Genomic DNA, 20700 nt, shown 5'->3' on the forward strand with positions numbered 1-20700 from the left:
CCGGAAAGCGGAACGGAAAGAAGCGGAACGCGGACGCGGGACGCGCGGTGGATGCCACGCACGTCGCCGGCCAGCTTACCCGAGCGGTACCAGCGCGATGCCGCGCATCGCAGGCGCCCCGGGCGGAGGGACGATGCCCACCGCAGGGTGGCCATCAACGAAAAACCCCGCCGAAGCGGGGCTTTCCGGTATCACGCGTCGCGGGAGGCTCAGGCCTCGGCGAGCACGCTGACGGTGCGGCGGTTCTTCGGACCCTTGGTCGCGAAGTTGACCTTGCCGTCGACCAGCGCGAACAGCGTATGGTCACGGCCGAGGCCGACGCCTGCGCCCGGATGGAACTGGGTGCCGCGCTGGCGCACGATGATGTTGCCGGCTTCGATGGCCTGGCCACCGTAGATCTTGACGCCGAGGTACTTCGGGTTGGAGTCGCGGCCGTTGCGCGAAGAACCTACGCCCTTTTTATGTGCCATGCCTGCTGCTCCTTACTTGCTGCCACCGGCGATGCCGGTGATCTCGATTTCGGTGTAGTGCTGACGGTGTCCCTGACGCTTCATGTGGTGCTTGCGGCGACGGAACTTGATGATGCGGATCTTGTCGGCGCGGCCATGGCCGACGACCTTGGCGGTGACGCTGGCGCCCTTGAGCGCGTCGCCGAGCTTGATGCCGTCGCTGTCGCCGAGCATCAGGACGTTGTCGAACGTGATCTCGTTGCCGGCTTCGGCTTCGAGCTTCTCGACGCGGAGCGTTTCGCCCTGCGCCACGCGGTATTGCTTACCGCCGGTGACCAGTACTGCGTACATGTGGAGCCTCTCGTATCGGTGTTGGTTCTGTAGTTATTCTTGTGCCTGGCCGCCATCGAGGGCGGACAGGAGCGGAATTGTAGGGGATTCAGTGGATTAGGGTCAAATCGGCTCGCCCCGGACGCCCGGTGGCGTCCGCCTGGCCTCCCCGAGCACCGGCACCGCGCCGGATTCGGCTCCGCGTCGCGGGGAATTCGCGCGCCGCGTCCAGCCGGCACCCCCGTCATGCGCGCGGCCCACATGCCGTTCGCACGGGATGAGACAGACTCCCGCTACGCTGGCGTTTCCGGGATTTGCCCCCAAATCACCGGCTCGGTAGTCTGACCGATTGGCCGTTCCGCGGCCTGCGTCGACCGTGCTGCCTCCCCCCTGTTCCACAACCTGGATCTGACGCCGATGGCGATGGACACCATCCGCATTCGCGGTGCCCGTACCCACAATCTCAAGAACATCGATCTCGACCTGCCGCGCGACCAGCTGATCGTCATCACCGGCCTGTCGGGTTCGGGCAAGTCGTCGCTTGCGTTCGACACGATCTATGCCGAAGGCCAGCGTCGCTACGTCGAGTCGCTGTCCTCCTATGCACGCCAGTTCCTCAGCGTGATGGAGAAGCCCGACATCGATCACATCGAGGGGCTGTCGCCGGCGATCTCGATCGAGCAGAAGTCGACCTCGCACAATCCGCGTTCGACGGTCGGCACGATCACCGAGATCTATGACTACCTGCGCCTGCTCTACGCACGCGTCGGCAGTCCGCGCTGTCCGGATCACGGCTATCCGCTGGAAGCGCAGACGGTCAGCCAGATGGTCGACCACGTGCTGACGCTCGATCCCGAGCAGCGCTGGATGCTGCTCGCGCCTGTCGTGCGCGAGCGCAAGGGCGAACACGCCCAGGTGTTCGAGCAGTTGCGTGCGCAGGGCTACGTGCGCGTGCGCGTCGATGGCGCGCTCTACGAGATCGACGGCCTGCCCACGCTGGCGCTGCGCCAGAAGCACACGATCGAGGCCGTGATCGACCGCTTCAAGGTCCGCGACGACATGAAGCAGCGTCTGGCCGAATCCTTCGAGACCGCGCTCAAGCTCGGCGAAGGCATGGTCTCGGTGCAGGCGATCGACGATGCGTCGATCGCGCCGCACCTGTTCTCGTCCAAGTACAGCTGTCCGGTCTGCGATTACGCGCTGCCCGAACTCGAGCCGCGCCTGTTCTCGTTCAACTCGCCGATCGGCGCCTGCCAGACCTGCGACGGCCTGGGCGTCAGCGAGTTCTTCGATCCCGATCGCGTGGTCGTGCATCCGGAACTGTCGCTCGCTGCCGGCGCCGTGCGCGGGTGGGATCGTCGCAACGCGTATTACTTCCAGCTGCTGCAGTCGCTGGCCAAGCACTACGGCTTCGACGTCGACACGCCGTGGCAGGAACTGCCGCAGGCCTCGCGCGACGCGGTGCTGTTCGGCAGCGGCACCGAGACGATCAACTTCACCTACATCACCGATTCGGGCGCGCGCACCCAGCGCAAGCACCGCTTCGAAGGCATCGTGCCGAACCTCGAACGTCGCTACCGCGAGACCGAGTCGTCTGCAGTACGCGAGGAACTGGGCAAGTACATCAGCGAGCGTCCGTGCCCCGATTGCGGCGGCGCGCGTCTCAACCGGTCGGCGCGCAACGTGTTCGTCGCCGACAGGCCGATGCAGTCGCTGGTCGTGCTGCCCATCGACGAGGCACTGACGTTCTTCAACACGATGGAACTGCCGGGCTGGCGCGGCGAGATCGCGACCAAGATCGTCAAGGAAATCGCCGAGCGCCTGAGCTTCCTCGTCGACGTGGGCCTGGATTACCTCACCCTGGAGCGCAAGGCCGACACGCTGTCGGGCGGCGAGGCGCAGCGCATCCGCCTGGCATCGCAGATCGGCGCGGGCCTGGTGGGCGTGATGTACGTCCTCGACGAACCGTCGATCGGCCTGCACCAGCGCGACAACGAGCGCCTGCTCGGCACGCTGACGCGGCTGCGCGATCTGGGCAACACCGTCATCGTGGTCGAGCACGACGAGGACGCGATCCGCCTGGCCGATCACATCGTCGACATCGGACCCGGTGCGGGCGTGCACGGTGGTGAAGTCGTCGCGCAAGGCAGTTACGAGGACGTGCTCAAGGCACCGCGTTCGCTGACCGGCCAGTACCTCAGCGGCCGCAAGCGCATCGAGATTCCGGCCAAGCGCCACAAGCCCAATCCGAAGATGCGGCTCAAGCTCTCGGGCGCGTCCGGCCACAATCTCAAGAATGTCGATCTGACGATCCATTCCGGCCTGTTCACTGCCATCACCGGCGTGTCCGGCTCGGGCAAGTCGACGCTGATCAACGACACGCTGCATTCGCTGGCGGCGAACGAAATCAACGGCGCCTCGCACAAAGCGGCGCCGTATCGCGAGATCGAAGGCTTGGACCTGTTCGACAAGGTGGTCGACATCGACCAGTCGCCGATCGGCCGCACGCCGCGCTCGAATCCGGCGACCTATACCGGGCTGTTCACGCCGTTGCGCGAACTCTTCGCGCAGGTGCCCGAAGCACGTTCGCGCGGTTACGCCGCCGGCCGCTTCAGCTTCAACGTGCGCGGCGGCCGCTGCGAGGCCTGCCAGGGCGACGGTCTGCTGAAGGTGGAGATGCACTTCCTGCCCGACGTCTACGTGCCCTGCGACGTCTGCCACGGCAAGCGCTACAACCGCGAAACGCTGGAGATCCTCTACAAGGGCCACAGTATCCACGACGTGCTGGAGATGACGGTCGAGGACGCGCTGGGGCTGTTCGAGAACCTGCCGCCGATCGCGCGCAAGCTCGAAACGCTGGTCGACGTGGGCCTGGCCTACGTCAAGCTGGGCCAGAGCGCGACGACGCTGTCGGGCGGCGAGGCGCAGCGCGTCAAGCTCTCGAAGGAACTCTCGCGGCGCGACACCGGCCGCACGCTCTACATCCTCGACGAACCGACGACCGGCCTGCACTTCCACGACATCGAGCATCTGCTCGCCGTGCTGCACAAGCTGCGCGACGACGGCAATACGGTGGTCGTGATCGAGCACAACCTCGACGTGATCAAGACCGCGGACTGGGTCGTCGATCTCGGCCCCGAAGGCGGCCATCGCGGCGGCCAGATCATCGCCGAAGGCACGCCCGAACAGGTCGCGGCGATGCCGCAGTCGCATACCGGCCAGTTCCTCGCGCGCCTGCTCGACGCGAAGCTGCCGGAGCCGGCGGCGCCAAAGCCGGAACGCAAGTTCGCGCGCAAGTCGACCACGCACCTGCCCAAGCCCCTGCCACGCAAGGGCGCATCCACGAAGGCCGCCGAGGCCGACGCGAAGGTGCGCGCGGAACTGATGAAGGCCGGCTCGAAACAGGCCGATCCGGAGGCGGGCGACGCGACGCGGACGACCACGAAGAAGACCGCATCGAAACAGGCGACGAAGAAGAAGGGAGCCAAGGCATGAGTACGTCGAAGGTGCTGATCCGGATGCCGATCGAGCTGCGCTGGCGCGATCTCGACGCGTTCAACCACGTCAACAATTCCAACTTCATGACCTACCTCGAAGAGGCCCGCATCCGCTGGTTCGACACGGTGGGCGAGCCCTGGGTCACCGACGAGACCGCGCCGCTGCTCGCCGCGGTGCAGATGAACTACAAGGTGCCGATCCCCTACCCGGCGAAGATCGTCGTCGAACTGCTGGCGGACCGTCTCGGCAATTCCAGCGTGACCATCGGTCACCGCATCGTGTCCGACGATGGCGATACGCTGTACGCCGACGGCCACGTGGTCATCGTCTGGATCGACCGCCGCACGGGGCGCCCGACGGCGTTGCCCGGGCCGGTTCGCGCGAAGGCGCTGGCTGCGGGCTGATCCGGTGCGATCGGCGTGGCCCGCAGGCGCGCTGCGGGTCCGGCGCCGGTCGACGGCCCGGGCATCGCGCTGCCGCTACCATGCGGAACCTTCTCGCATGGAGCCGACGCGATGACCGCACTGATCGAGATCCAGGACCACGGCGCGATCCGCGAGCTCAGGCTCGCACGCCCACCGGCGAACGCACTCGATCCCGCGCTGTGCCTGGCGCTGCGCGATGCGATCGAAAGCGCGGCTGCGGATGGCGTGGGCGGCGTGGTGTTCGCCGGTGGCCCGAACGTATTTTCCGGCGGCCTCGACGTACCCCATCTGCTGTCGCTGCCCGATACGGCGTCGTTGCGCGATGCCTGGGATGCCTTCTTCGCCGCCGCGCGCGCGCTCGCTGGTGCACCCATGCCGGTCGTCGCGGCGATCGCAGGCCATGCGCCCGCCGGTGGCTGCGTGCTGGCATTGTGTTGCGACTACCGGGTGATGGCGTCGGGCGCCTACCGCATCGGTCTCAACGAAACCCAGGTGGGTCTGGTCGCACCAGACGGCATCCAGCGTCTGATGCGCCGTACGATCGGTGCACGGCACGCGGAGCGCCTGCTGGTCGGTGGTCTGTTGGTCGACGCCGACGAGGCGCTGCGCCTCGGACTGGTCGACGAGCTCGCCGGCATCGACGAAGTGCCGCTGCGGGCGCGCCTGTGGCTCGAATCCCTGCTCGCCCTGCCCCGCGCCCCGATGCTTGAAACCCGCGCCATCGCGCGGGCGGATCTGGTCGAAGCGTTGTCGCAACAGAACATCGAACTCGACCGCTTCGTCGATGCGTGGAATGCGCCGGATACGCAGGCAGGCCTGCGGGCGCTGGTGGCGCGACTGGGACGCTGAGGACCGGGCGCGCCGTGTGCGGCCCGCCGCGCGTTACGCCGCCCCCACCGCCACGTGCCGTCCGGGTGTATCCACCCACCCGCTCCACGACGGCGCATACAGCATCGCGCCCTCGCGTCCCGCATGCGCCATCGCCAGCAGGTGGTGGCACGCGGTGACACCCGAACCGCACATCACCGCCAGCTCGGTCGCCGCATGCCCGCCGAGCACCGCATCGAAGTCCGACGCCAGGGCGTCGGCCGGCTTGAACCGTCCGCCGTCGAGATTGTCCGTGTAGGGCCGATTGCGCGCGCCGGGCACATGACCGGCACGCGGATCCAGCGGCTCCACTTCGCCGCGGAAGCGCGCGCCCGCGCGGGCATCGAGCAACAGGCCACCGGCATCGAGATGTCGCTGCAGGGCATTCGCATCCCGCAGCAGGCGCGCGGCATCGAATCCGCCGGCGTACAGCGGCGCCGCGTCGACGTGCGGCGGTGTGGTCTCGACCGGCCCTTCGCACGCACGCCACGCCGCCCAGCCCCCGTCGAGCACGGCGACGTCGCGATGACCGAAGCTGCGCAGCAACCACCACAGCCGTGCGGCGAATGCGCCGTCGCTGTCGTCGTAGGCGACCACCTGCGTGCCCGGCGCGATACCGAGCCGCGACAGCATCGCAGCGAAGGCGTCGGCGGACGGCCACGGATGACGCCCGAGCCCCGGACCCTTCGGGCCCGACAGATCGCGCTCGAGATGCGCGTAGACCGCGCCCGGGATGTGGCCCTCGCGCCAGGCCGATGCACCGGCGCCATCCGACGCGCCGGCCACCGCCAGCGTGAAGCGGCAATCGACGATGCGCAGGTGCGTTGCACCGAGCGATGCGGCCAGCGTCGATGCGTCAACCAGCGTGGTCCAGCGCGCGCTCATGCGCGCTCCAGGCGATCGCGCAGATTGAGCAGGATCGACGCGGTGGCGCCCCAGATGCGATGGGTGGGTGCGGCGGCCAGTGTTTCGTATTCCAGGACGTGGCGCATGCGGCCGCGGAACTCGATGTCGACGTGGCGCAGGCTGCCCGGCGCCATCAGGAACGACAGCGGCGCTTCGAATACCTCGGCCACTTCGCCCGGCTCGGGCACGGCTTCGAAATCGGAATCGAGCAGGGCGACGACCGGGGTGACGCGATAACCGGTGATGGTCGCCAGTGGATCGAGGTAACCGAGCGGCCGGACCTGCGACGCCACGAGCCCGATCTCCTCGCAGGCCTCGCGCAGCGCGGCCTGCAGCGGTCCGCCGTCGCCCGCCTCCTCGCGCCCGCCCGGGAAGCTGACCTGCCCCGCATGATGGCGCAGAGTGTCGGTGCGGCGTGTCAGTACCGCCTGCAGTCCGCCGGCGCGACGCACGAGGCCGACCAGCACCGCGGCCTCGCGCAACACGACGGTCCCGTCGAGCAGTCCATCGAGTTCCTCGACATTCCAGCCGCGCGCAGGCGGCGGCGCATCCAGTGGATGCAGCGCCCGCGCCAGCCTGTCGACGTCGAACACGGTGGCCAGCACGGCGCTCATCCGCGCGCGGCCTCGCGCGCCGGCAGTTCGACATCCATCAGCCACTGCCGCTGGGCCTCGCTCATCTGCAGCCAGCCGCCGATCTCCGACAGGCTGCGCAGGCAGCCGTGGCAGATGTCGCGTTCGTCGAGGGTGCAGACGCCGGTACAGGGCGTGAGCACGGCGCGTGGGCGTTCGTCCATCCTCCGATTCTAACGGCGCGACGACGCGGGCGCCGTGTCACGGCGCACCACCGGACACCTGAAACGACGACGCCGACGTGCGGGCACGTCGGCGTCGGATGTTGCATGTCGCGAGGCGGATCAGCGGGTGCTGAGCAGCTTCACCATCACGCCGACCGGCTGGCGGGCGATTTCCTGCGTGCCTTCACCGGTGACGAACTTGCCCGGCGGGAACACCACCTCGTACACCGCGTTGAGCGGCATCAGCGGAAGCACTTCGCGCAGACCGGCGATCGGGGCTTCCGAGACACGGAACGGCGGAGTCTTGTCTTCCTGGCTCAGACCGATGCCGGCCGGCACGATCAGGGCCTGGTAGGCGACTTCGACGGTGCTGCTGGTCGTCGGCTTGGCGCCGGCGCCGGCTTCGACAACGCGGTACATCACGCCGCTCGGCAGCGAGACGACGCCCTCGCGGGCTTTGTACTCGTTGATAAACGTGGTCGCGCGACCTTCGTTCTCGGTCAGCGCCGCACGACGCTCGGCGACGATCTTGGTCTGCATGCGCTGCTGGAACGCGTTGTAGGCCGTGCCCATCTGCTCGGGGGTGTAGGTCGGGTCCTTGCGACCGTGACCGTCCTGCAGACCCTTGATGATCGTGTTGACGTCGACCGACTCGCCGGTTTCCGCCAGGCGGTTGCCGAGGTCGAAACCCAACGCGTAGCTGAGCGTGGTGCGATCGTTCGCGTTAGCCGCGGGGGCTGCCGCCTGCTGCGCGAACGCCGCGCCGCTGAACGTGATGGCCGCGACGGCGGCCGCAATAAAACGCAACTTCATTCCGTGGATCTCCGCTAGGTCAGATTTCAATATCGCCTGTCGCGCGAAGGGGCGGTCGAACCGCCCCCTATGGACGCGCTAGGATACCGGTCGAAGGGCTTAACCGCCACTGACGACCCCCAACTAGACCGCGACCGCCCCGACAAGTTCAACGGGCGGCGTGTTCGCGCCCGGAGCCTGCATGTCCGAATTTCCACTGCTGATCGAAGACCAGGGCGCCGTGCGCGTCATCACCGTGAACCGCCCCGACAAACTGAACGCGTTGAATTCGGCGACGCTCGACGCGCTGCATCGCGCGTTCGACGACGCGGCGGTCACCGACGCCGTGCGCGTGGTGGTGCTGACCGGTGCGGGCCCGAAGGCATTCGTGGCCGGCGCGGACATCGCCGAGATGGCGGATCTGCGCCCCGTAGAAGGCCGCGATTTCGCATTGCGCGGCCAGGCGATGATGCGCCGCGTCGAGACCCTGCCCAAGCCGGTCATCGCGATGGTCAACGGCTTCGCACTGGGCGGCGGCCTGGAGCTGGCGATGTGCTGTCATCTGCGGATCGCCGCCGACACCGCCAAGGTCGGCCAGCCGGAAGTGAATCTGGGCCTGATTCCGGGTTTCGGCGGCACCCAGCGCCTGCTGCGGCTGGCCGGGCGCGCGGCCACCCTGGAACTGTGCCTCACCGGTGCGCCGGTCAACGCCGAACGCGCGCTGGCCTTGGGCATCGTCAACCGAATCGCGCCGGCCGGCGACCTGCAGGCGCAGACCATGGCGCTCGCCGAGCAACTGGCGAACGCCGCCCCGCTCGCCCTGCGCGGCGTGCTTGACTGCATCAACACCGGCGGCGAAAGCGCGATCGGCGAAGGGCTGGCGTTCGAGGCCGCGCAGTTCGGGCTGATGTTCGCCACCGAGGACATGCGCGAAGGAACGCGCGCGTTTCTTGAGCGCCGCAAGCCCGAATTCAAGAACCGCTGAATCACGCGCACGTCATGCCGCAGCACCCGACCGACGCCAACGCGCCGTCGCCCGACACACTCGAACGTCTCGTTGCGCTGCTGCGCGATGACGACGTCGATGCCGCGATCGATGCCGGTCTGATGGACGGCTGGCCGGACGTGTGCGCCGACGCGCTCGAAGCCGACGCACGCGCTGTGCTGCTCGCAACGCGATCACGCCTGCGCACCGCATGGGACGCACGCGCGCGCTTTGAAGCGCGCAATGCACGGCTCGCCCGCCGCGCCGAGGAACGCGAGGCGGCGCGACGCATTCCGGCGCCGGCCGCTCCGGCGGCCGATGCCGCGCCGGCGCGTCCCGCGCTGCCGTCCAACGCCGCGGCGATCCTCGCCCGCGCCAAGGCACGCGCGGCAGGCGGCACGCCGTGAGCGCGCCCGCGAGCGCCTCCGCGCCGAAACGGCGCGGCCCGACGATGACCCGGGCGGAGATCCACGCGTTTCTGTCGCGCCTGCGCGAGATCGATCCCGAGCCGACGACCGAACTCGAATACGCCACGCCGTTCGAACTACTGATCGCGGTGATCCTGTCGGCGCAGGCGACCGATGTCGGCGTCAACAAGGCGACGCGCCGGCTGTATCCGCTCGCGAACACGCCGCAGGCGATCCTCGACCTCGGCGAGGACGCGCTCAAGCGTCATATCTCGACGATCGGCCTGTTCAACGCGAAAGCCAGGAACGTCATCGCCGCCTGCCGCATCCTCGTCGAGCAGCACGGCGGCGAAGTGCCGCGTGACCGCGCCGCGCTCGAAGCATTGCCGGGCGTCGGCCGCAAGACGGCGAACGTCGTGCTCAATACGGTGTTCGGCGAACCGGCGATCGCGGTCGACACGCACATCTTTCGCGTGTCCAACCGCACGGGGCTCGCGCCCGGCAAGGACGTGCGCGCAGTCGAGGACCGGTTGATGCGGGTGATCCCGGACGAGTTCCTGCTCGGCGCGCATCACTGGCTGATCCTGCATGGCCGCTACACCTGCAAGGCGCGCAAGCCCGATTGCCCGAAGTGCGTGGTGCGGGATCTGTGCCGGTTCAAGGACAAGACGGTGGGGAGCGCCTGACCCCCATCGTCGCGACTTCCGGTCTCGTCATCCCGGCGGCTTTCAACAGACTGATGCCTGGTCAGGCCGGGATCCATTGTCGCGGCCAAGCTTCAGATCGAAATGGGCCCCAGGCTGCGCTGGGGCGACGGTAGGGAGTGCCGGTGGCGGCTGCTTGCGCGGCGGAATTGGACGCCGCGCAATTCATCACTCGTCCCGATCCGTGAACGGCTTCCTCGGCAGCCGCTCTTCGCGCATCGCGGCGTGGTAAGCGAACGAGGCGATGATCGCCGCGGCCTGCTTGAGGTCGTCCGGCACCACGTGATCGTACGTGTCGAGATGCGTGTGGTGGACGTGGCTGAAGTAGTCGGCCGGGTCCTGCACGAACTGGAAGCCCGGCAGGCCGACGCGGTCGAACGAAATGTGATCGGTGCTGCCGGTGTTGCGCGTGGTCACGACGGTCGCACCGAGATCGGCGAACGGTTCCAGCCACGCGCGGAACATGGGCACGGCCGCATGGTTTTCCTGCGCGTAGATGCCGCGGATGCGGCCGGTGCCGTTGTCGAAATTGAAGTAGGTCGAGAACCGGTCGTAACCGGCGCGGCGCTGCAGCGGGCCGGTGCCGCGCTGGAACGCGCGCGGCAGCGCGATCTGCTTGGGATCGGTCGGCGCCGGCCAGTCGGCCAGGTACTTGGCGACGTAGCCCGCCGAGCCGTGCAGGCCCTGTTCTTCGCCGCCCCACAGCGCGATGCGGATTGTGCGCTTCGGGCGCGCGTCGATCGCTTTCAGAATGCGCATGGCTTCCATCATCACGACCACGCCCGCGCCGTTATCGGCCGCGCCGGTGCCGGTGTGCCAGGAGTCGAGATGCGCGCCGATGATCACCGTCTCGTTCGCCTTCGAGCTGCCGCGCAGTTCGGCGAAGGTGTTGGTCGCCGGCAGGTCGGCATCGCTGGTGAAACGGGCCTGCACGTCGACGCGCAGACGCGGCGCTTGCTTGGCGTCGACGGCGCGCACCAGCTGGTTGTAGTGCTCGGCCGCGACGACGAGATCGGGCACGCCTTCGGGATCGCCGGCCTTGCGGCCACCGCCGCCCATCACGCGGACGATGCCGTTGTCCCAGGAGCTGATCGACAGCGTCGCCAGCACGCCTTCCTCGGCAAAGAAGGTGTTGAGCGCGCGCACCAGTGCCTGGCGCTTGCGGTATTCGTCGAGACGCTTGTTCTGCGCATCGGGATCGCGATCCTCCGGCACGGGGAAGGTCTGCAGCTCGCCGAGGTCTTCCTCGGTGTGGCGCCGGAAATCCGGCTTGTCGGCCGGCTTGTAGGCCCGTGCTTCGTCGAGCAGCACGATCTTGCCGGCCAGCTTGCCGCGCTGCTTCTCGATGTCCTCGATGGTCTTGAACGAGGCGCGCACCAGCTCGCCCTCGACGGGACCATCGGTGCCGGGTGTCCACGCCTTGGGCAGCGCGTGGATCGGCAGCTCGCGCGGGGTGATCAGTTCGACGCGCGAGGTGCGGAATTCCCAACCGCGGCCGAACGCCGGGTCGTAAACCTCGTCGTGCGCGTTGGTCAGGCCGTAACCGGTGAGCTTGTCGCGCGCCCACGCACTCGAGCGCACATAGGCCGGCGAATTGGTCAGACGCGGGCCGATGGTCTCGGTCAGCTCCTTGAGGTTGGCGGCGACCTGCGACCGGTTGAAGGCCTCGTGGCGGATCTGCGCGACGACATCGAGATCGACCGGCTCCACCGTCTGCGCGAACGCCAGGCAGGGTGCGAGGGCCACGGTGGCCAGGGCCGCCTGCAGCAGGCGGAGATGGTGGGATTGCGGCTTGCTCACGGAACGCCCCGTTGTTGCGGAATGGAACGCGCCCAGCGCTCCGGTGTCGTTCGACAGCCGTCGCGCGCGCGCGATGGTCCAATGCTAGCGGCTGACCACCGGTCGGCGCCGCTGCACAACGGCACTTGACGACCGCGGCGCGCGGATGCTGTCCATGCGGCGAACGCCGCGGAATGCGACCATCGAGCGGTCTTCCACTCCCGGTATCCGTGCATGAAGCCCCTGTTGTCCGGCCTCGTTCTCGCCCTGTCGCTCGTCTGCGCACCCGCATTGGCCGACGACGCCGTCTCCGCCGAAGCCCGCGCGTTGCACGAACGCATCCTCACGCTCGACAGCCATCTCGACACGCCGAGCTTCTTCGGCCGCGACGGCTGGGACATCCTGCAGCGCAACGACACGCCGCCGCTGGCCAGCCAGGTCGATCTGCCGAAGATGATCGAAGGCGGTCTCGACGGCGGTGTCTGGGTCATCTACACCGGCCAGCGCGGTCGCACCCCCGAGGACGATCGCGCGGCGCGCGATGCAGGGCTGGTGCGGCTGGTCGAGATCCGCGAGCTGCTGGCCGCACATCCCGACACCTTCGCACTCGCGCTCACCGCCGACGATGCCGCGCGCATCCGCGACGCCGGCAAGCGCGTGGTCTACATCAGCATCGAGAACGCGTCGCCATTGAGCGCCGATCCCTCGCTGCTCGCGTTGTACCACCGACTCGGCGTGCGCGTGCTGGGTCTGGTGCACACCTCGAACAACGATTTCGCCGATTCGGCGAGCACGCCGGCGGAATGGAACGGGCTCAGCGACAAGGGCCGCGCACTCGTCGCCGAGGCCAACCGGCTCGGCATCGTCCTCGACCACTCGCACGCGTCCGACGCCGTGTTCGACCAGCTGATGACCTTGTCCACGGCGCCGATCATCCTCAGCCACACCGGCGCGGACGCGGTCCACGAGCACCCGCGCAACATCGACGATGCCCGCATCCGCACGCTGGCCGAACACGGCGGCGTGATCCTGGTGAATTCGCTGGGCAGCTATCTGATCGACACCGGCGCGACGCCGGCCTATCAGGACGACCTGCGCGCGCTGTACGAGCGCTTCGGCGGCCGCGCGAACCTGAGCGAGTCCAACTACGCGGAATTCGACCGCCTGCGCGGCGAGCTCGACGCGCAGCACGGCCTGAAGAAAGCGACGCTGGACGATTACTTCGCCCACATCCTGCACATCATCGAAGTGGCCGGTCCCGAGCACGTCGGCTTCGGCGCGGACTGGGACGGCGGCGGCGGCGTGGCCGGTCTGGAGGACGTGTCCGATCTGCCGAAGATCACCGCGCGCCTGCTCGAGGCCGGCTACACCGAAGCGCAGATCGAGGCGATGTGGAGCGGCAACCTGCTGCGCGTGATCCGGGAAGCGCAGGCGGTGGAGGAAACAGGCGCGCAGAACGCGGGTTGAGGTCTCTCCTTCCCCGCGTGCGGGGCATTGGGCCCTTCACGGGTCGAAGGCCGGGATGGGGGCGAACGGTCAGGTCGCGAAACATCCGGAGACGGACGGAACTCGCGCGCGATGCGGGATGGCTCGAACCTGATGGTTTGCCCCCACCCAACCCTCGCCCGCCTTGCAGGGGAGGGATTCGCACGTTCGCGCCCCCGCCAGTCCAAGACCGCAAGTCATGTCACCAGTCCTGCAACGAAAAAGCCCGCGGCTCGCGCCGCGGGCTTTCTTCTGACCTGCCGGTCGCGCCGATCAGAACGAGAACTGGGTCCGCAGGGCGTACTGGCCGGTCTCGTCGCCGGTGAAGCCGTTGTCGCCCTTCGTGTAATTGAACATGAAGCGCAGGTTGGGATTGACGTAGTAGTTCATGCCGACGATCCAGCTGCTGACGTCCAGGTCGGCGATGTCCTTGTTCTCGACCGTGTCGTAGCGCGCGGTCAGCTCCCACAGGCCCCTGTCGGCGACCTTGGGCGACGCGAAGATGCCGTTGCCCGGCTTGTAGGCCTTGTGGCCGCCGTTGAGCAGCCAGCTGCCCTGCACGTACCACGTGGCGACGTCCTGGTCGGGACCCAGCGGCTGGTTGAACGTCGCGTTCGCGTATTCGGTCTGGAAGAACAGCGGTCCGAACGAGCCGGCCGCTTCGATGCCCGCCGCGGTGACCTGGTTGCGGCTGGCGCCGGTGGTCGTGGCGATGGTCTGCGACGGGCCGCGGCGGCCGGCGTAGTTGGCGGCGAAGGCCAGATCGGCGGACCCCTGGTTCGCATTTTCCTGGCTGAGCCAGCCGCCGAAATGCAGCGTGCTGTCCTCGGTGTTGATCGGCGCGAACGTGACGCGACCGGCAGCGCCGACGCCTTCGTTGCGGCTGCCCGAGGCGCTGCGCAGGTTGAATACCGAGACGCCGGCGGTGTAGTTGCCGTCGGCGCGCAGATAGCCCACCCCCTGCTGGAACTGGCGGCCGTTGAACAGGCCGGTCGCCGAGGCGAACGGACGCTCCATCATCAGGATCTCGTTCGAGCTGGTGAGCTCTTCCATCGAGCGGTAGGGCTTGAAGTGACCGATCGTGAACTTGCCGCCGAGCGCCGACCTGGCGATGTACACGTCGCGGAAGCCATCGAGGCCGCTGCCGGCCGCGAAGTCCTGCTCGAACTTGTAATCCCAGCCGTAGGCCTTGCCCTGCAGGGTGATGCGCGCGCGGCGGAACTCGCTGGTGCCGGTGGTCGCGGCCTGGTCGCGGTCGAAGGCGTAGGCGTCGAAGTGGATGCGGCCGCCGGCGGAGAACTCGAACTTCTTGTCGGCGGAAGTGACCTTCAGGCCGCCCTTGGTGTCGACGACCGGCATCGTCGTCGCCATCTTGTCCAGACTTTCCTGGGTGCCGATGTTGATGTCGGACTGCGCGTCGGTGCGGACTTCGAGCGCCTCGATCTTGGCCTGCATCTCGGCGAGCTGCGCGCGCAGGGCGGCGACTTCGGCATCCCGGGTCTGGCTCTGGGCGGCGGCGGAGAACGATGCGGACGCGACGGCAAGAGCGACGGACGCGGCCAGGATGGAATGACGCATGGTGGATTCCCGTGGATGGTGAAGGTTGGATCGCCCGCCGCACGCAGGCCGCGCGGTGGCGACCGTGGCGGCGTTAAGCACTCGTTAGCGACGGTGCGCAGATTGCGCAGGCTTGCTGACACTGCGATGGCAGCTGCATGACAGTCCCATGACAGCACAGTCGCCGCCCGCGGACACGCGCGGCAGCCCGGGTCATCGCTTGGTCACGCGCCTGTCGTGGAACTGTCATGGCGGCTGGATTGAATACGCCTCGCGGCGACACAGGCCGTCCAACACTCCAGGGAATCCCATGTACGCACTGCTCAAGAACCGGGTCGCCGCCGTCGCGCTGTCGACCACGCTGCTGGCGACCACGTTCGCCGCCCCCGCCATGGCCAACGACGTCACCGGCGCAGGCGCCTCGTTCGTCTTCCCGGCCATGACCCGCTGGTCAGCGGACTACCGCACCGCGACCAGCAAGCAGGTCAACTACCAGTCGATCGGCTCGGGTGGCGGCATCGCCCAGATCAAGGCCGGTACGGTCGATTTCGGTTCGTCCGATGCGCCCCTGCCGCCTGCGGACCTGCAGAAATCGGGCCTGGTGCAGTTCCCGTCGGTCATCGGCGGCGTCGTGCCGATCGTCAACGTCGAAGGCGTCGCTGCCGGCGCGATGAAGCTCGACGGCGCCACGCTGGCCGACATCTTCCTCGGCAAGATCACCCGCTGGAACGACCCGGCGATCGCCGCGCTCAACGGCGGCATCACCCTGCCCGACGCGCGCATCACCGTCGTCCATCGCTCGGACGGCTCGGGCACCACCTTCAACTTCGTCAACTATCTGTCCAAGGTCAGCCCGGACTGGAAGAACGGCGTCGGCGAAGGCACCACGGTCAAGTGGCCGGTCGGCATCGGTGGCAAGGGCAACGAGGGCGTGGCCGCCTACGTGAAGCAGATCAGCGGCGGCATCGGCTACGTCGAACTGTCGTACGCGCTGCAGAACCGCCTCGCCTATTCGCGCCTGCAGAACGCGGCCGGCAACTTCGTCAATCCGAGCGAGGAGACCTTCTCCGCCGCCGCAGCCAGTGCCAACTGGGGCGCCAGCCGCGACTTCTACCTGGTGATGACCAACGCGCCGGGCGAGAACTCCTGGCCGATCACCGCGACCAACTTCATCCTGATGCACCGCCAGCCGCGCAACCGCGCCGGCGCGAAGGGCGCCCAGGACTTCTTCCGCTGGGTCTACGCCAACGGCGGCGAGCAGGCGCGCGCCCTGGGCTACGTGCCGCTGCCGGCCCCGCTGGTCCAGCAGGTCGAGCGCTACTGGGCCGAAAACGCCCGCTACTGAGCCAGCCTGCCCGGCGCGTCCAGCGACGCGCCGGGCGGAAGCGACGAAACACCAGATTTCTCTCCCAGTTTTCCTCCGCGGGCCTTCGGGCCCGTTTTTTTATGGGCGGACCGGGGGTCCGGCGCCGACCCCGCAGCGATGCCCGCCTGCGCGAGGTCCGTGGATCGCCCGCACGCGCTCCCACCACACGCGAGCCCCTCCGAGGTCCATTCCGCGACATCCCGGCGGCGCGTTGTCTTCCGCCAACCGGCGCAGCTGTCATTCGTCCTGATGGCAGGCGTCATACGGCTGTAACAAAAACATCATTTCATGTGCGGACCGAGGCGACGCCATGCGTTGCCGCACCCACTTGGAGCCACGCATGTCCCGTCAGACGATCCGGATCGGTGCCCTCGCGCTGTCCTCGCTCATCTTCCTCGCCGCCTGTGGTGGCAACAGCGCGGACGCGCCGGCTGGCCAGGCCGCCGAAGGCGCTCCGGGCGCCGCGCAGCCGGCCGGCGACCGCGTCGCTGCCGAAATCTCGGGCGCCGGTGCATCGTTCATCTTCCCGCTGGTGTCGAAGTGGTCGGCCGACTACAACGCCGCCACCGGCAACAAGGTCAATTACCAGTCGATCGGTTCGGGCGGCGGCATCGCCCAGATCAAGGCCGGCACGGTGGACTTCGGTTCGTCCGACAAGCCGCTCGACAGCGCCGAGCTGCAGGCCGCGGGCCTGGGCCAGTTCCCGTCGGCGATCGGCGGCGTGGTGCCGGTGCTCAACGTCGATGGCCTGCAGCCGGGCCAGCTCAAGCTCACCGGCTCGCTGCTCGCGGACATCTTCCTGGGCAAGGTCGCCACCTGGAACGACCCGGCGATCGCCGCGCTCAACCCGGGCGTCAGCCTGCCGGCCGGCAAGATCAGCATCGTCCACCGTTCCGACGGCTCGGGCACCACGTTCAACTTCTCCAACTACCTGTCGAAGGTCAGCGAGTCGTGGAAGTCGACCGTCGGCGAAGGCACCTCGGTGCAGTGGCCGTCGGGCGTGGGTGGCAAGGGCAACGAAGGCGTCGCCTCGTACGTGCAGCAGATCAAGGGTTCGATCGGCTACGTCGAGCTGGCCTACGCGCTGCAGAACAACATGCCCTATGCCTCGCTGCAGAACGCGGCCGGCAACTGGGTGCAGCCGAGCGAGGAAAGCTTCGCCGCGGCGGCCGCCACCGCCGACTGGGCGAGCGCGCAGGACTTCAACCTGGTCATCACCAACGCGCCCGGCGCGGAGGCGTGGCCGATCACCGCGACCAACTTCATGCTGATGCACAAGCAGCCGAAGGATGCCGCGCGCAGCCAGGCGGCCCGTGACTTCTTCAAGTGGGCGTTCGAGTCGGGCCAGACCCAGGCCAGCGAACTGCACTACGTGCCGCTGCCGGCCGAGCTGGTGCAGCAGATCGAGGCCTACTGGGCCGCCGAGTTCAAGTGATGCTCCCTCCGCGCCCGCACACGCGGGCGTGGCCATGGATCGTCATCCCGGCGCAGGCCGGGATCCAGTGACCTGATCGCGCGCCCACGCACACGGCCACCGGATTCCGGCGTTCGCGGGTTCAACGCATCCACACCGCTTCGCGGCTCGCCTCCTCCGGACTCCCCATGAACGCCGCCACACTCCACGCTGCGCCACCGGCACCGAGCCAACGCGACATCCGCGATGCCCGCGCCGACCGCCTGTTCAAGATCGTCCTGACGGCGACCGTCGTCTTCGTGATGCTGGCACTCGCCGGCGCCGCGCTGTCGATGCTGTGGGGCGGCCGCGATGCGCTGTCGTCGCAGGGCCTCTCGTTCTTCACCACCGCCGACTGGAATCCGGTCGAGAACCGCTACGGCGCGCTCGCGCCGATCGTCGGCACCATCGTCACCGCGCTGATCGCGATGATCATCGCGGTGCCGGTGAGCTTCGGGATCGCCTTCTTCCTGACCGAGGTCGCGCCGCGCTGGCTGCGCGGACCGGTCGGCACCGCGATCGAACTGCTCGCCGGCATTCCCTCGATCATCTACGGCATGTGGGGCCTGTTCGTCCTGGTGCCGGTGATGACGACCTACATCACGCCGTGGCTCAACGACACGCTCGGCGAAGTGCCGTATCTGGGCGTGCTGTTCCGCGGCCCGCCGCTGGGCATCGGCACGCTGACCGCCGGTTTCGTGCTGGCGATCATGGTCATCCCCTTCATCTCCGCGGTCATGCGCGAGGTGTTCCTGACGGTGCCCACGCGCCTGAAGGAATCGGCCTACGCGCTCGGCGCGACCAAGTGGGAAGTCAGCTGGGACATCGTGCTGCCCTACACGCGCTCGGCGGTGATCGGCGGCGTGTTCCTCGGTCTGGGACGTGCACTCGGCGAGACGATGGCGGTCGCGTTCGTGATCGGCAATTCGGTGCGTCTGACGCCCTCGCTGCTCGAACCCGGCACCACGATCGCCGCGCTGATCGCCAACGACTTCGGTGAAGCCACCGAAACCTACCGCTCGGCGCTGCTGCTGCTCGGCTTCGTGCTCTTCATCGTGACCTTCGTCGTGCTGGCGATCGCCCGCCTGATGCTGATGCAACTCGCCCGAAAGGAGGGCAAGTGATGGCCGTCGCCACCGTCACCGAGCGCGAGCGCCAGGTCGCCGACCGGCTCTACGCGCGCCGCCGCGTCCGCAACGCGATCGCCGTGGCGCTGGGCTGCCTCACCGCCGCGTTCGGGCTGTTCTTCCTCGGCTGGATCCTGTGGACGCTGGTGTCCAAGGCCGCCGGCGGCATCAATCCGGCGCTGTTCACCCAGATGACCCCGCCGCCGATGGTCGAGGGTGGCCTGCTCAACGCGTTCTTCGGCAGCGCGGTGATGTGCGGCCTGGCGATCGCCATCGGTACGCCGCTCGGCGTCGCCGCCGGGACCTGGCTCTCGGAATTCGGCCGCGCCCGCAAGGCCGGCGTGGTGGTGCGCTTCATCAACGACATCCTGCTGTCGGCACCGTCGATCGTGCTGGGCCTGTTCGTCTACACCGCCTTCGTGATGACGACCGGCGGCCGCTTCTCGGCGCTGGCCGGTGCGATCGCGCTGGCCTTCATCGTGCTGCCGGTGGTGGTGCGCACGACCGACGAGATGCTGCAGCTGGTGCCCACGCAGATGCGCGAGGCCGCGCTGTCGCTCGGCGTGCCGCAGTGGAAGGTCGTCGTGCAGGTGCTCTACCGCAGCGCATCGGCCGGCATCGTCACCGGCGTGCTGCTCGCGCTGGCGCGCATCTCCGGCGAAACCGCGCCGCTGCTGTTCACCGCGTTCGGCAACCAGTACTGGAACAACAACATCATGCAGCCGATGGCGAGCGTGCCGGTGGTGATGTACCAGTACGCCGGCAGCCCGTACGAATCCTGGCAGCAGCTGGCCTGGGCCGGCGCGCTGGTACTCACCTGCTTCGTGTTGCTCGTCAGCCTGGGCGCCCGCGCCATCCTGCTGCGCAACAAGATTTCCCATGACTAATCTCAGCCTGGACCCGTCCATGAACGATCTCCACACCGCACCGTCGCAGCGCATCCAGCTCGCGACGCATGCGCGCACGCAGCTGGCGCCCACGCCGGTCAAGATCGCCGCGCGCGGGCTGAACTTCCACTACGGCGATTTCCACGCGCTCAAGAACATCGAGCTCGAGATTCCCGAAAAGCGCGTCACCGCGCTGATCGGTCCGTCGGGCTGCGGCAAGTCCACGCTGCTGCGCATCTTCAACCGCATCTACGCGCTGTATCCCAAGATGACCGCCAGCGGCGAGCTGCTGCTCGACGGCGAGAACATCCTCGCGCCGAAGTACCCGATGAACCGCCTGCGTTCGAAGGTCGGCATGGTGTTCCAGAAGCCGGTGCCGTTCCCGATGACGATCTTCGAGAACGTCGCCTACGCGATCCGCCACCACGAGAAGCTGTCGAAGGCCGAACTCCACGTGCGCGTCGAGCAGGCGCTGACCCAGGCCGCGCTGTGGACCGAGGTCAAGGACAAGCTCAACCAGAACGCACTGGGCCTGTCCGGCGGCCAGCAGCAGCGCCTGTGCATCGCCCGCGCCGTGGCCCTGCGCCCGGACGTGCTGCTGCTCGACGAACCGACCTCGGCGCTCGACCCGATCTCCACCAGCCGCATCGAGCAGCTGGTCGAGGAACTCAAGGTCGACTACACGATCGTCATCGTGACCCACAACATGCAGCAGGCCGCGCGCGTCTCCGACTACACCGCCTTCATGTATCTGGGCGATCTGATCGAGCACGACACCACCGAGACGATCTTCTCCAATCCCTCGAAGCAGCAGACCGAGGACTACATCACCGGCCGATTCGGGTGAGGCAGGCCAGCCTGCGCGGCACTGCCGCGCGGTCTGCCCA

18 protein-coding genes and 1 pseudogene are annotated in these 20700 nt (G+C 68.1%); 12 read left to right on the plus strand and 7 right to left on the minus strand.

Annotation, left to right across the window (positions count from 1 at the left end; translation table 11 throughout):
* Positions 1–209: 209 nt before the first annotated feature.
* Positions 210–470: a 50S ribosomal protein L27 gene (rpmA, locus tag CURTO8I2_RS05565; protein WP_159679374.1), complete on the minus strand. Its 261-nt coding sequence runs from the start codon at positions 468–470 to the stop codon at positions 210–212.
* Between the two features lie 12 nt (positions 471–482).
* Positions 483–800 (minus strand): 50S ribosomal protein L21, encoded by a 318-nt coding sequence (gene rplU / locus CURTO8I2_RS05570; RefSeq protein WP_159679376.1) that lies wholly within the window; start codon positions 798–800, stop codon positions 483–485.
* A gap of 396 nt (positions 801–1196) precedes the next feature.
* On the opposite strand from rplU, the gene uvrA reads away from it, so the two are divergent.
* The 3 genes from uvrA to CURTO8I2_RS05585 all read left to right on the plus strand — a co-directional run bounded on the left by uvrA (position 1197) and on the right by CURTO8I2_RS05585 (position 5551).
* Positions 1197–4274 (plus strand): excinuclease ABC subunit UvrA, encoded by a 3078-nt coding sequence (uvrA, locus tag CURTO8I2_RS05575; RefSeq protein ID WP_159679378.1) that lies wholly within the window; start codon positions 1197–1199, stop codon positions 4272–4274.
* Entirely contained in the window at positions 4271–4681 is a 411-nt protein-coding gene (locus tag CURTO8I2_RS05580; protein ID WP_159679380.1) for a thioesterase family protein, read from the plus strand. The genes uvrA and CURTO8I2_RS05580 overlap by 4 nt, the downstream gene beginning before the upstream one ends.
* 111 nt (positions 4682–4792) lie before the next feature.
* Positions 4793–5551: an enoyl-CoA hydratase/isomerase family protein gene (locus CURTO8I2_RS05585; RefSeq protein WP_159679382.1), complete on the plus strand. Its 759-nt coding sequence runs from the start codon at positions 4793–4795 to the stop codon at positions 5549–5551.
* Between the two features lie 33 nt (positions 5552–5584).
* On the opposite strand, the gene CURTO8I2_RS05590 is transcribed toward CURTO8I2_RS05585, so the two are convergent.
* The 3 genes and pseudogenes from CURTO8I2_RS05590 to CURTO8I2_RS05600 all read right to left on the minus strand — a co-directional run bounded on the left by CURTO8I2_RS05590 (position 5585) and on the right by CURTO8I2_RS05600 (position 8084).
* A complete protein-coding gene (locus tag CURTO8I2_RS05590; protein ID WP_159679384.1) occupies positions 5585–6454 on the minus strand; it encodes a sulfurtransferase in 870 nt (289 codons plus the stop codon).
* Positions 6451–7271 (minus strand): annotated as a pseudogene (locus CURTO8I2_RS05595) (DUF1289 domain-containing protein). Before CURTO8I2_RS05595 ends, CURTO8I2_RS05590 begins: the two are co-directional and overlap by 4 nt.
* Before the next feature lie 120 nt (positions 7272–7391).
* On the minus strand, positions 7392–8084 hold the full coding sequence (locus CURTO8I2_RS05600) for an FKBP-type peptidyl-prolyl cis-trans isomerase N-terminal domain-containing protein (RefSeq protein ID WP_159679386.1): 693 nt from the start codon (positions 8082–8084) through the stop codon (positions 7392–7394).
* A gap of 181 nt (positions 8085–8265) precedes the next feature.
* On the opposite strand from CURTO8I2_RS05600, the gene CURTO8I2_RS05605 reads away from it, so the two are divergent.
* From CURTO8I2_RS05605 to nth, 3 genes are read left to right on the plus strand one after another with little or no spacing between them, the layout of a single operon-like run.
* Positions 8266–9048, plus strand: a complete 783-nt coding sequence (locus tag CURTO8I2_RS05605) for an enoyl-CoA hydratase-related protein (protein WP_159679387.1) — start codon at positions 8266–8268, stop codon at positions 9046–9048.
* 14 nt (positions 9049–9062) lie between these two features.
* The gene (locus tag CURTO8I2_RS05610) at positions 9063–9455 is read left to right on the plus strand and encodes a hypothetical protein (RefSeq protein WP_236551008.1); all 393 of its coding nucleotides are present in this window, start codon (positions 9063–9065) and stop codon (positions 9453–9455) included.
* Entirely contained in the window at positions 9452–10141 is a 690-nt protein-coding gene (gene nth, locus CURTO8I2_RS05615; protein ID WP_201295479.1) for an endonuclease III, read from the plus strand. Before CURTO8I2_RS05610 ends, nth begins: the two co-directional genes overlap by 4 nt.
* Positions 10142–10327: 186 nt before the next feature.
* Here nth and CURTO8I2_RS05620 read toward each other — a convergent pair whose 3' ends face one another.
* The gene (locus CURTO8I2_RS05620; RefSeq protein ID WP_236551123.1) at positions 10328–11914 is read right to left on the minus strand and encodes a M20/M25/M40 family metallo-hydrolase; all 1587 of its coding nucleotides are present in this window, start codon (positions 11912–11914) and stop codon (positions 10328–10330) included.
* 258 nt (positions 11915–12172) lie between these two features.
* On the opposite strand from CURTO8I2_RS05620, the gene CURTO8I2_RS05625 reads away from it, so the two are divergent.
* Entirely contained in the window at positions 12173–13405 is a 1233-nt protein-coding gene (locus CURTO8I2_RS05625) for a dipeptidase (RefSeq protein WP_159679389.1), read from the plus strand.
* Between the two features lie 291 nt (positions 13406–13696).
* Here CURTO8I2_RS05625 and CURTO8I2_RS05630 read toward each other — a convergent pair whose 3' ends face one another.
* On the minus strand, positions 13697–15001 hold the full coding sequence (locus tag CURTO8I2_RS05630) for a porin (RefSeq protein ID WP_159679390.1): 1305 nt from the start codon (positions 14999–15001) through the stop codon (positions 13697–13699).
* A 289-nt stretch (positions 15002–15290) separates the two neighbouring features.
* Between CURTO8I2_RS05630 and pstS (CURTO8I2_RS05635) the strand changes: the two genes are divergently transcribed.
* From pstS (CURTO8I2_RS05635) to pstB, 5 genes are all read left to right on the plus strand, one after another.
* Complete coding sequence (gene pstS, locus CURTO8I2_RS05635; RefSeq protein ID WP_159679392.1) at positions 15291–16325, plus strand: phosphate ABC transporter substrate-binding protein PstS; 1035 nt, start codon at positions 15291–15293, stop codon at positions 16323–16325.
* Between the two features lie 361 nt (positions 16326–16686).
* On the plus strand, positions 16687–17781 hold the full coding sequence (pstS, locus tag CURTO8I2_RS05640; protein WP_159679393.1) for a phosphate ABC transporter substrate-binding protein PstS: 1095 nt from the start codon (positions 16687–16689) through the stop codon (positions 17779–17781).
* Positions 17782–17948: 167 nt separating this feature from the next.
* A complete protein-coding gene (gene pstC / locus CURTO8I2_RS05645) occupies positions 17949–18923 on the plus strand; it encodes a phosphate ABC transporter permease subunit PstC (protein WP_159679394.1) in 975 nt (324 codons plus the stop codon).
* Positions 18923–19813, plus strand: a complete 891-nt coding sequence (gene pstA / locus CURTO8I2_RS05650) for a phosphate ABC transporter permease PstA (RefSeq protein WP_159679396.1) — start codon at positions 18923–18925, stop codon at positions 19811–19813. The genes pstC and pstA overlap by 1 nt, the downstream gene beginning before the upstream one ends.
* Positions 19806–20660, plus strand: coding sequence for a phosphate ABC transporter ATP-binding protein PstB (gene pstB / locus CURTO8I2_RS05655; RefSeq protein WP_201295480.1), 855 nt, complete (start codon positions 19806–19808; stop codon positions 20658–20660). The genes pstA and pstB overlap by 8 nt, the downstream gene beginning before the upstream one ends.
* Positions 20661–20700: the final 40 nt, after the last annotated feature.

It is taken from the genome of Luteimonas sp. 9C (assembly GCF_902506295.1).
GTDB lineage: Bacteria > Pseudomonadota > Gammaproteobacteria > Xanthomonadales > Xanthomonadaceae > Luteimonas.

What these genes read in the sequence shown, in the direction of transcription:
- rpmA (WP_159679374.1), bottom strand. Translation starts at nt 470, where the DNA reads ATGGCACATAAAAAGGGCGTAGGTTCTTCGCGCAACGGCCGCGACTCC.
- rplU (WP_159679376.1), bottom strand. Translation starts at nt 800, where the DNA reads ATGTACGCAGTACTGGTCACCGGCGGTAAGCAATACCGCGTGGCGCAG.
- uvrA (WP_159679378.1), top strand. Translation starts at nt 1,197, where the DNA reads ATGGCGATGGACACCATCCGCATTCGCGGTGCCCGTACCCACAATCTC.
- CURTO8I2_RS05580 (WP_159679380.1), top strand. Translation starts at nt 4,271, where the DNA reads ATGAGTACGTCGAAGGTGCTGATCCGGATGCCGATCGAGCTGCGCTGG.
- CURTO8I2_RS05585 (WP_159679382.1), top strand. Translation starts at nt 4,793, where the DNA reads ATGACCGCACTGATCGAGATCCAGGACCACGGCGCGATCCGCGAGCTC.
- CURTO8I2_RS05590 (WP_159679384.1), bottom strand. Translation starts at nt 6,454, where the DNA reads ATGAGCGCGCGCTGGACCACGCTGGTTGACGCATCGACGCTGGCCGCA.
- CURTO8I2_RS05600 (WP_159679386.1), bottom strand. Translation starts at nt 8,084, where the DNA reads ATGAAGTTGCGTTTTATTGCGGCCGCCGTCGCGGCCATCACGTTCAGC.
- CURTO8I2_RS05605 (WP_159679387.1), top strand. Translation starts at nt 8,266, where the DNA reads ATGTCCGAATTTCCACTGCTGATCGAAGACCAGGGCGCCGTGCGCGTC.
- CURTO8I2_RS05610 (WP_236551008.1), top strand. Translation starts at nt 9,063, where the DNA reads ATGCCGCAGCACCCGACCGACGCCAACGCGCCGTCGCCCGACACACTC.
- CURTO8I2_RS05625 (WP_159679389.1), top strand. Translation starts at nt 12,173, where the DNA reads ATGAAGCCCCTGTTGTCCGGCCTCGTTCTCGCCCTGTCGCTCGTCTGC.
- CURTO8I2_RS05630 (WP_159679390.1), bottom strand. Translation starts at nt 15,001, where the DNA reads ATGCGTCATTCCATCCTGGCCGCGTCCGTCGCTCTTGCCGTCGCGTCC.
- pstS (WP_159679392.1), top strand. Translation starts at nt 15,291, where the DNA reads ATGTACGCACTGCTCAAGAACCGGGTCGCCGCCGTCGCGCTGTCGACC.
- pstS (WP_159679393.1), top strand. Translation starts at nt 16,687, where the DNA reads ATGTCCCGTCAGACGATCCGGATCGGTGCCCTCGCGCTGTCCTCGCTC.
- pstC (WP_159679394.1), top strand. Translation starts at nt 17,949, where the DNA reads ATGAACGCCGCCACACTCCACGCTGCGCCACCGGCACCGAGCCAACGC.
- pstA (WP_159679396.1), top strand. Translation starts at nt 18,923, where the DNA reads ATGGCCGTCGCCACCGTCACCGAGCGCGAGCGCCAGGTCGCCGACCGG.
- pstB (WP_201295480.1), top strand. Translation starts at nt 19,806, where the DNA reads ATGACTAATCTCAGCCTGGACCCGTCCATGAACGATCTCCACACCGCA.